10 protein-coding genes are annotated in these 10,435 nt (G+C 29.7%); 1 reads left to right on the top strand and 9 read right to left on the bottom strand.

Annotation, left to right across the window (positions count from 1 at the left end):
- The 8 genes from ACMOUI_RS02950 to ACMOUI_RS02915 all read right to left on the bottom strand — a co-directional run.
- Window positions 1-1,207 (bottom strand): BatD family protein (locus ACMOUI_RS02950; RefSeq protein WP_418964257.1); only part of this gene is annotated, 1,207 nt, incomplete at its 3' end.
- An 11-nt stretch (window positions 1,208-1,218) separates the two neighbouring features.
- A complete protein-coding gene (locus ACMOUI_RS02945; protein WP_418964256.1) occupies window positions 1,219-1,992 on the bottom strand; it encodes a hypothetical protein in 774 nt (257 codons plus the stop codon).
- Entirely contained in the window at window positions 1,985-2,947 is a 963-nt protein-coding gene (locus tag ACMOUI_RS02940) for a vWA domain-containing protein (RefSeq protein ID WP_418964255.1), read from the bottom strand. The genes ACMOUI_RS02945 and ACMOUI_RS02940 overlap by 8 nt, the downstream gene beginning before the upstream one ends.
- 11 nt (window positions 2,948-2,958) lie before the next feature.
- Window positions 2,959-3,918, bottom strand: a complete 960-nt coding sequence (locus ACMOUI_RS02935; protein ID WP_418964254.1) for a vWA domain-containing protein — start codon at window positions 3,916-3,918, stop codon at window positions 2,959-2,961.
- Window positions 3,911-4,534, bottom strand: coding sequence for a hypothetical protein (locus ACMOUI_RS02930; protein ID WP_418964253.1), 624 nt, complete (start codon window positions 4,532-4,534; stop codon window positions 3,911-3,913). Before ACMOUI_RS02930 ends, ACMOUI_RS02935 begins: the two co-directional genes overlap by 8 nt.
- A gap of 80 nt (window positions 4,535-4,614) precedes the next feature.
- Window positions 4,615-5,445 (bottom strand): DUF58 domain-containing protein, encoded by an 831-nt coding sequence (locus ACMOUI_RS02925; protein WP_418964252.1) that lies wholly within the window; start codon window positions 5,443-5,445, stop codon window positions 4,615-4,617.
- 9 nt (window positions 5,446-5,454) lie between these two features.
- Window positions 5,455-6,384, bottom strand: a complete 930-nt coding sequence (locus tag ACMOUI_RS02920; protein WP_418964251.1) for an AAA family ATPase — start codon at window positions 6,382-6,384, stop codon at window positions 5,455-5,457.
- A 128-nt stretch (window positions 6,385-6,512) separates the two neighbouring features.
- Window positions 6,513-8,864 carry an EAL and GGDEF domain-containing protein gene (locus ACMOUI_RS02915; RefSeq protein ID WP_418964250.1) on the bottom strand — a complete coding sequence of 784 codons (2,352 nt, stop codon included), beginning with the start codon at window positions 8,862-8,864 and terminating at the stop codon, window positions 6,513-6,515.
- Window positions 8,865-9,009: 145 nt separating this feature from the next.
- Between ACMOUI_RS02915 and ACMOUI_RS02910 the strand changes: the two genes are divergently transcribed.
- Window positions 9,010-9,804: a Cof-type HAD-IIB family hydrolase gene (locus ACMOUI_RS02910; RefSeq protein ID WP_418964249.1), complete on the top strand. Its 795-nt coding sequence runs from the start codon at window positions 9,010-9,012 to the stop codon at window positions 9,802-9,804.
- 40 nt (window positions 9,805-9,844) lie between these two features.
- Here ACMOUI_RS02910 and ACMOUI_RS02905 read toward each other — a convergent pair whose 3' ends face one another.
- Window positions 9,845-10,348, bottom strand: a complete 504-nt coding sequence (locus tag ACMOUI_RS02905) for a hypothetical protein (RefSeq protein ID WP_418964248.1) — start codon at window positions 10,346-10,348, stop codon at window positions 9,845-9,847.
- Window positions 10,349-10,435 lie beyond the last annotated feature (87 nt).

Here is a 10,435-nt window from a genome sequence, read left to right as displayed (position 1 = left end):
CACTACTGTCATTACTATTAGTCGATTTATTTTCTATATTTTTTTGTATAGGACTATTAGTGGTAGTTACATCATTTTGAACACTGTCTCCAGTAACTTTTATCACTTGAGATGGAATTATGATATTTTCATATTTTTCAGTTTTAGTATTAAAATATGGAATTACTATCTCTGGAGTTTTTTCAATTCCACTCTGTTTAGGAATAAATGCCACTTCAAATATTTTTTCATTATAGTAGCTATCCCCTTTAAGTCCTTCATTATAGTTTTTCACACTTTGGAAAATATTAAACTCTTTTTGATTCTCTATTGGTAAGTTATCCAATAAAGCAAGGTTACCACTTCCAGACAGTGTTAAAGTTAGTGTTATTGCCTGACCTACATTGACCTCTTTATTTTTCCAATCCTCTTGAAAATTAAGTGTTCCTACAATATCTTTAAAATTCTTAGGAGCATTTACAGGAAGAGGTTTTATATCAATTTTTATATCCTTTCCACCCACAATAGTTGTATTTTCATAGAAAAAATCTCTTGTTGGTTCTCCAACTTTTACTTCACTTGTTGTAATATTTTTTTCACCACTACTATTAGCTTGTAAAATTCCCTTGAATATATTAAGCTCAATAGCTTGTTTTCCATCATATTCAATTTGATTTTGTACGTAGCTATTATTTGTATATTGAGTCATATCTTTCACTGAAAAATCTTGAAAGTTCGGAGCCTTAACTTGTGAGAAAGAGCTAATGTTTACTGTACTTATAAAATTCTCTTGGAAAGGTATCTTCTCTCCAAAGTAATAGCTATTTTTAGGTATATCTGCCTTTAATGTAAATCTTCCCTCCATAGCTTTATCCAATTGCTTATTCTCTTTTACATCTATTAAAATGCTCTTTTCATTTCCCTTTTCAGTGATGACTTTCAATGTAAACTCGCCATCTTTCTTAGGTTTTAGTCTATATATGTCACTTTTCATCGATGTAGTTTTTCCATTAATAACATTGTAACTATTACTTGACCCTTTAGATAATACATCAAAATTATCTATTCCATCTATTTTATATCTTTCTTTATCCTCATTTACAAATGAAACTTCTAAATTAAAAACCTCATATTTTGAAGGAGCTAAATTAGAAGAATTTAGTATTAATTCAGAAAAAGTTAACTTACAAAGCATTAACATCATTAAAAATAAATTAATTTTTTTCATTCTGCTCTCCTCTACCATCTATTCTCACTATTTTTATTTTCGCTTGTGTTTAAAACTCTCTCATTATTTTTAAAAGCTTGTTTTTCATTACCTTCAAGTCTTTGCATAATACTTCTTAGCTCTTCCTCTTTTTGTTTCATAGCTTTCTCTTCTGGTGTTAACTCCTTTGGAGCACTACCTTGATTTTGTTGTTTATTACCACTATTTTGTTGATTTTCCTGTTTTTTATCTTGATTATCATTCTGTTGCTCATTTTGTTTATTATCTTGTGAGTTATTTTTATTATCCTGATTATCCTGCTGGTTCTTGTCATTTTGTTGATTCTGTTGATTTTGATTATTATCATCTTGCTGATCTTTACTGTTCTGTTGCTCATTTTGATTATTCTGTTTATTATCTTGATTATCATTTTGTTGCTCATTTTGCTTATTATTTTGTGAATTATTTTTATTATCCTGATTATTCTGTTGATTCTTGTCATTTTGTTGATTTTGTTTATTATCATCTTGCTGATCTTTATTGTGCTGTTGCTGGTCTTGCTTCTCTTTATCAACTTTATTTTTTATAATCTCAAAATTTTTCTTAATATTCAGGTCTTCATTGGTATCCATAGCAATTTTATACTCTTCTAAAGCCTCTTGATTTTTATTCTCTTTTACCAGTGCATTCCCATTGAGAAACTTTAAATATCCAGGTTCTTCAATTGGTTTATCTTTTTTTAATTTAAAAACTCCAAAAATAATTAAAAAGATTCCAAGAAGAAGAATTAGTATTTTCCTAAACATATTCCCCCTCCTTCTCCTTTCTTCTTAAAAAATATCCAATAAGTATAAGTAGTAAACCAGCACCTAGTGGATACTGATAGTATTGTTCATAGATATTTAACTTCTCATCTCTTTGAGATGTTTTATCTAAATTTCCAATATCCTCTATCAATCTTTTATAGTTACCTGTATTCAAATTATTTAAGGAGTAGTATTGACCACCACTCTCTTTAGCTAACTCCTTTAAGAAGCTATCATTCAACTTAGATACAACTATATTTCCTTTATCATCTTTTATAAAACCATTGTCAATTGGAATTACACTTCCCTCATCAGTTCCAACACCGAATATAAAAGTTTTTATGTGATTTTCTTTTACATAGTTTAGAATCTCAGGGTTTCTTTCACCACCATCTGAAAAAATAATTACATTTTTATCCTTGGCATCTGTTTTTTCAAAGGAACTATTGGCTAATTTTAAAGCTTCTAAAAGCTCTGTTCCCCCTCCAGAGATAAGTTTACTATCTATGGCATCAATATAGTTTATAGCCATAAAGTAATCATCAGTTAAAGGCATTTGTACATAGGCACTATCAGAGAATGGAATAATTCCAACTCTATCTCCCTTTAAATTATTTAAAATCTCTTTTAACTCTTTTTTGCTTATTTCTAATCTATTTGGATATGTATCTTCAGCCAACATAGATTTAGATATATCCATCAATACATAGAGATCGCTTCCTTTAACCTCTACCTTTTCCTCCTCTTTTAACTTCTGTGGAGAAAGAAGTGCTAAAAATACTAAAATTCCACCTATAGATAGAAGTAATGCCTTTATAAACATAAATATTGTATCTTTTTTCCAACCTATTTTTTCTAATATACGCTCTCTTTTTACTATTCCTAGTATTAAAAATAAAATAGTTAAAATAGGGATAACTATAAATTTAATACTAGCTGTATTTCCAAACTCCATAACTATCCCTCCTATGGTATTCTTATATATCTAAAGAACTCAAAAAATATACCTAGTAAAAATAAAACTAATGCGACTTTTAATAGCTCTTCAAAATACTCTGTTATATCATAAATACTTCTACTATCAATTTTACTTTTCTCTAAATTATTTATCTCATTAAAGATATTCTGAAACTCTTTAGAATCACTAGCTCTAAAATATTTTCCATTTGTTTTTTCTGCAATAATATTTAAAAGATTTTCATCCAGTTCCCTATTCTCTATATATGAAGTTCCAAAGAACCCTGGAACAGGAATCTCTCTAGCTCCAATTCCTATGGTATAGACCTTTATCCCTAGCTCCTTGGCAACTTCTGCCGCCCCTATGGGACTCATCTCACCAGAGTTATTCTCACCATCTGTCATCAATATTATAACCTTAGATTTTGAGTCAGAATCCTTTAGTCTATTTAGTGCTACTCCCAATCCCATACCTATAGCAGTACGGTTATTACTTGTTATATCATCAGTGGTTATATTGGATATCATATTTTTAAGTACGCTATGATCAAATGTCAATGGTACCTTTGTATATGCCTCACCTCCAAATACAACTAGAGATAATCTATCATTTGGTCTTTTATCAACAAACTCATTTAATAACTCTTTAGATTTTTCCAATCTATTGGGATTGAAATCTCTAGCTTCCATTGATTTTGAAAGATCTAAAGCTATGGCTATATCTATACCATCTTTTTTAATAACTTTTCCCTCTGTAGTAAGCTGAGGACGTGCTAAAGCTAAAATCATAAACACAGTGGATAGATATATAAAGATTCGCCCTAAGAGATGTTTTTTACTACCTTTTGAATATTTTTTTATAATTTGTATTCCTGGAACCTTAATAGCACCTTGAGATCTTTTTCTAAAAAAAAGATAGGTAACTATGGGAATCAGTATTAATATATATGGTATCTTAAAGTTATACACTGTTCTTTTTCTCCTTTCTTAATCTCTCAACTATTTCAAAGGCTCTTTTCTTATACTCTGAATAATCTCCCTCTCTATTAGGGGCAAATTTTAAATAATCCATATCTTTAATGAACTCTATATCCTCTTTGGTAAGGGGATATATAACGTTATACTCCCCTCCTAAGAAGTTTGTACTATACATATTGTCTATATACCTACGTAACTCTAAACTTATTCTCTCTTTCCAATTGGAATCATTAACTTTAGACATCCCTTTTTTAAATATAATATACGGATCTTTAGCTCTATCAACTAAGTGCATAAAAAACGCTGTTATAATTGCAATTACTCCAGCTATAGTAGCCAAAATACCTATATGGGGGTAATCTGTTTCTATATATGTATTATTTGGATTTGAAAGAGCTTCATAGATATCCTTTTCATCTGGCCCTACTGTTGAAACAACATCTATTTTTAACTTTTTATCTCCAAGTTGAATCTCATTCTCACCGACCTTATATGTGGTAAATGTCACAGTATAAGTACCATCTTTATCTCTCTCCAAGGAAGATATCTTATAGTCCTTTAAAGCTTTTTCAATATCATTTTTACTGATATCTCCCTCTATTTTCAAAGTAATTTTATCACCTATATTATAATCTTTACTAAAAGTCAGGAGAGAAAACAAAAGAAAAATACTAAAAATTATTTTTTTCATCGCACCCTACCTCTATTAAAAAATTTTGATATCTCCTTTACATAGTCCTCTCCAACATATAGATTTATTCCATTTGGAATGTTATTTATGCCTATATCACTACTATTTTCCTTATAGTTTTCAACCACTATATGTTCTCCAGTTTCAGCGTCCTCCAATGTAAAAATAGCACCAATAGGAAGTGATTCATATTTTTTATCCCCTATTCTCACAGGAATAATCTCATGCCTTTGGGAAAGTATTTTTAACTCTTTTTCATAGTTATCATCTAAGAAATCTGATATTAGAAAAATAACAGATCTTCTCTTAAATACTTTTCCAAAATATCTTAAAGCCATAGCAATATCTGTCTTATCCCCCTTTGGAGTTATAATCAATAGATTTTCAATTATAGATAGAGTATGCTTTTTACCCTTTCTTAAAGGGATTACTCTCTCTATCTCATTAGAAAAAAACAGAGCACCTACTCTATCACCATTTTTATTGGCACTAAAAGCTAAACTTCCAACTAACTCTGTTATAAGGTCTAATTTTTCCTTAAATCTATTAGAGGCAGATATATCTACCAATAAGAAAACTGAAAGTTCTCTCTCCTCCACAAACTCTTTTACATATGCCTTTCTCTGTTTAGCAGTAACTTTCCAGTCAATTTTTTTTACATCATCTCCCGGAGCATATCTTCTAATGTCAGAAAACTCCATTCCATTACCTTTTAAACAAGATTGATACTGTCCTGCAAAAATATTATCGGATAAAATAGTCGATTTTATTTCAATATTTTTTATTTTTTTTAAAAGTTCCTTCTTACTTTCTAATTTATTATCCATAGTTTCTCCTTATGGTAAAATAACTGTTTTTAGTATATCATCAATAATATCTTCTACCTTTTTATCTTCAGCCTCAGCCTCATATGTTAAAATAAGTCTATGACGTAATACATCATAGATAACTTTTTTTATATCCTGTGGCATTACAAAATCTCTTCCATCTAAAAATGCTGCTGCTTTAGATGCTATAACAAGGCTGATACTTGCTCTAGGTGAAGCTCCACATGCTATATAATCAGATTGCTCCCTAGTTTTAAATACAATATCTAAAATATATTTTTTTAATTTAGAATCTATACTAACCCTTTTTATTGTTTCTTTAATCTCCTCTAAATCTTGTAATGATACTATTGTTTCAATTGGGATATCTGCAAACTCCTTTTCTCCTGTTAAAAGGTCAAGTATTTGCATCTCCTCCTCATAAGTTGGATACTCTATCTTTACCTTCATTAAAAATCTATCCTGTTGAGCTTCTGGTAATGGATATGTTCCATCTTGTTCAATAGGATTTTGAGTAGCTAAAACTATAAATGGTTTATCAAGTTTAAATGTGTCATTGGCTATTGTAACCTGTTTCTCTTGCATAGCCTCTAAAAGAGCTGATTGAACTTTTGCAGGTGCTCTATTTATCTCATCAGCAAGAACTATATTTGCAAATATAGGACCTTTTTTTACACTGAACTCCCCTGTCTTTTCATTGTACATCTCTGTACCTACAATATCACTAGGTAGTAAATCAGGAGTGAACTGAATCCTTGAAAAACTTAACCCTAAAGTTTCAGCTATAGTATTCACAGTTAATGATTTTGCTAATCCAGGAAGACCCTCTAATAGAATATGATTTCCTGTTAAGATTCCAATAAGGATTTTTTCTACCATATCTTTTTGTCCAATTACCTTCTTAGAAATCTCGTTTTTTAAAGTATTAATTCTTTCCATGTTTTCCTCCTAAACTTTATTTAAAATTATATTTTTATTATACAATACCTTTTATAAAATCCCCAAAATCTTTGACGAAAAAAAAAGAGCAAAAGTCTAAAACTTTTACTCCAAAAATACCTATATATTTACAATATTGTTTCCTCTATCACATTTTTAGGTAATGGTTTTGAAAATAGGTAACCTTGGATAAAATCTGCTTTCATATATCTTAACAGACCTAACTCCTCCTCTGTTTCAACACCCTCTGCTACCACCCTTAAATTTAAAGCGTGTGCTGTGTCTATACATAACTTAACTAAGGTTCTATACTCATCACTATCTTTCATACCCCAGATAAAACTCTTATCAATTTTAATATTTGAAAGAGGTATCTTAACTAAGTAACTAAATGAAGAGTATCCTGTTCCAAAGTCATCTAGAGATATTTTTATTCCTATATCTTTAAGTTCCTTTATTTTAAGTATATTCTCCTCTATATTTTTTAACAATACAGTCTCTGTTATCTCAATTCCAATATTTTTAGGATCTACTCCCGTTTCCTCTATTACCTTTTTAACAGTTCTTACAAAGCTATGTTTCATTATTTGAACCGCTGATATGTTTACAGATACTATAACTTTTTTATCTCTGTTTTCATTTATTTTTTTAGCGAATGAAAAAGCACTTTTCAGTATAAACTTTCCAATCTCATCTATTAAAATTGACTTTTCCATAATGTTTATAATATCCAGTATAGGAACTTTCCTATATTTGTCGTTATTCCATCTAAGAAGTGCTTCCAATCCTCTAAGCTCTTTAGTACAAGTATATTGTGGTTGGTAGTATAGCTCAAACTCATCTTTATCTAAGGCATTTCTTAAATCTTGTTCTATCTCCTCATTTAAACATCTTTTTTTATCTAAATCTCTATTATAAAACACATATTGATTTTTCCCCTGATCCTTAGCTTTATAAAGTGCTAAATCCCCTTTAGTTAGAAAATTATCAATTGTTTCTTCAGCAGTATTACCTGTAACAATTCCAATACTTGCTGATAGTTTATTAAACTTTCTTTTTTTGCCATTTAAAAGATTTAAAATCTTCTCTGCTATCTCTGTGGCAAACTCCTTATTCATCTTGCCTTCCCATATAATAACAAACTCATCTCCACCAATTCTGGAAACAAACCCATCTTTACAAATTGTTTGAAGCTCTTCGCCAAACTCTATTAGAATCTGATCTCCATGCTGATGTCCAAAGCTATCATTCAATGATTTAAAGTTATCTAAATCCATAAACATAATAGTGGCATCTGAATATTTTTTAACAAGCTTATTTTCAACATAGTCGTACAGTCCTCTTCTATTGGCAAGACCTGTTAAAGAATCCGTATAAGCCATTTTCTTTATTCTAGCCTCTTGACTTTTGACCTCTGTAACATCTCTCATTGTACATACTATACCTATAACCTCTCCTGAGATATCTATAATAGGGGATTTAAAAACCTCTACAATTTTTTCTCCACTCTTTGTTTTTAAAGTTCTCACTAGGGCTATACTGCTTTTATTGTATATGACATCCTTATCTTCAATCTCAATACTCTCTCTATGTTCCTCTCCTAAGAAGTTTTCCTCTTTTAATGAGATATATGAATATCTATTGATCTCTGTTAATTTATGAAATGTTGAATTGTTTTGGATAATATCTCCGCTTCTATTCTTAGTAAAGACTGCAAATGGCATATTCTCTAAAAGAATATCAAACTTAACATCTTTATTTTTTAAATCTGTAATATCTTTAGCTATTCCCATTGTTCCTAAAATATTATTTTTTCTGTCAACAACAGGTACTTTATAGATATTAAACTGTTTATATCCTTTTTTACCTGGAATTATCTCATCGAAAACTAACCGTTTTCTTTCAGTCATAACCTTTAAATCATATTGGCGACAATTTTCCCCAATCATGCCATCCCATACGAATTGATCCCCTTTTCCTCTGATAGTATCAAAGTCTTTGCCACAATGTTCCTTAAACTCATTATTTACAATCATATATTCACTTTCTTGATTCTTGAACCAAGCCATATATGGAATATTATCCAAGAGAGTATAAAACTTTAACTTATTATCCTCCGCTTCCCATTTAATTGATAGATTATTTTTTAATTGATCTAAAACTAATCTAATCTCCTTTAATGAGTATGGTTTTAAAAGAAAATTTTGTGCACCTCTTTTTATATAGTCTGAAGGCCTTTCCTCTTTTAAAATATTTACAGATACTATTATTCTATCCAGTCTTTCCCTAAGACTTTCAAAAAGATAGTCATTATAACTATCAAATATTATAAAATCATAGATTTTAAAATTTGTTTTTAAATAGTCTATAATATTTGAGAATTCAAATTCATAGTCCTGTAATAGATGTAACCCCAACTCTTCGAGGGATATTTTAGTGCTTTCACTTTCATGTATAATTAAAACCTTTGATTTTTTCATTTAACTTCCTTTACTCCTGATTATTTGCATTAAAATGCATACTCCATACTATTTTAACATATTTTATAAACATTGAAAATATTAATATTGAAATTCTAATCTTTTGATATTATAATGTTTATAAAAATTAATTTAGGGGGATTGCATGTATAAATTAATAGTTTCCGATTTAGATGGAACTTTGGTAGATGGTAATAAAAAGGTTTCTGAATATACAAAAAAGGTTGTAAAGCGACTTAAAGAGATGGGAATTGAGTTCATTATAGCCACTGGAAGAAGTTATAAGGGTGCTAAACATATCTATGATCTATTGGAGTTAGATGGTGAAATTGTTTGTAATAATGGAACTACTATCTATGATGGCAATGGGGAACTTATATTCCAAAGAACACTGAGCTCTAAAATCACATATGAAGTATTTAAAAAAGCCTTAGAAGAAAACTGTATTTTTTTTGCTACATATGGAACACAGATATTCATTGGAGAGGGAACTATAGAGGTTGCCAATAACTTCCTATATAATCCTCTTGAAAATCCCATTGAAATAAATATGGATAATATACATCAATTTACATTTGAAAAAATAGTATTGATGGATAAAAATCCTGAAAAACTTAAAACACTTTCTAAGTATTTCAATCAATATGATGAAATAAATGCTTTTATATCACAGGAGGATTACCTTGATGTTGTTCACTTTGAAACCTCTAAAGGACAGGCAATAAAGACTTTAGCAGATTTAAAAAATATTGATTTGAAATATGTAATAGCCTTTGGAGATGCTTTTAATGACTATGAGATGCTTAAGGTAGTTGGTAAAGGACTTGTTATGGAGAATGGTTTTGAAGAGTTAAAAAGAGAGTTTGAAACAATTGAGTTTACCAATGAGGAGAGTGGTGTTGCAAAATATCTGGCAAACTGCTTCTCTATAGATATATAGGAAAAGGGAACCTCTATGGTTCCCTTTTTAATATTTTTAATTAAAAGAAGTTATAACCTAATGTAAAGCTAACTTGCTCTAACTTATCATTACCTCTTCTATCTCCATCTATCTTAGTTATAGAGTATAGTATCTCTCCCTGTAATGAAAAAATATCCATTCCTATTCCTGCCCCATAGAAATATTTTCCATCTGGGTTAGAGTTAGAAACGCTATCACGAGTATATAGTACCTTACCCGCTTTTCCTACTAAATATGGTTTTACACCCACTGGAAACAGGTTCATTTTTACAAGTCCATAAGCTGGAACTGTTTCAATATCTGTTCCTGATGTTTTCCCATTATAGGCAATCCCCACTCCAACATCTGCTAAAAGCAAAGTTTGAGTTACTTCCAATCCTATTGTTGGAGCATAGCTCTCAAAACTTTTATCCTCTTTATTATAAGATTTTGCATTAGTTATTGCTCCTAATCTTAAATGTGCATCCACTGCAAATGTAGTAGCACTTGCTACTAAAAATAAAGCTATTAATCCCTTTTTCATATCTTCTCCTTAAATATAATTAGTGTTACCGATATTGTATAATATTTTAAAAAGAAGTACCATCTTTATTTTTTTATTTTATTTAAA

Source organism: Cetobacterium sp. (genome assembly GCF_048470075.1).
Lineage (GTDB): Bacteria > Fusobacteriota > Fusobacteriia > Fusobacteriales > Fusobacteriaceae > Cetobacterium_A.
This window is presented reverse-complemented; position numbering and strand designations above follow the sequence as displayed.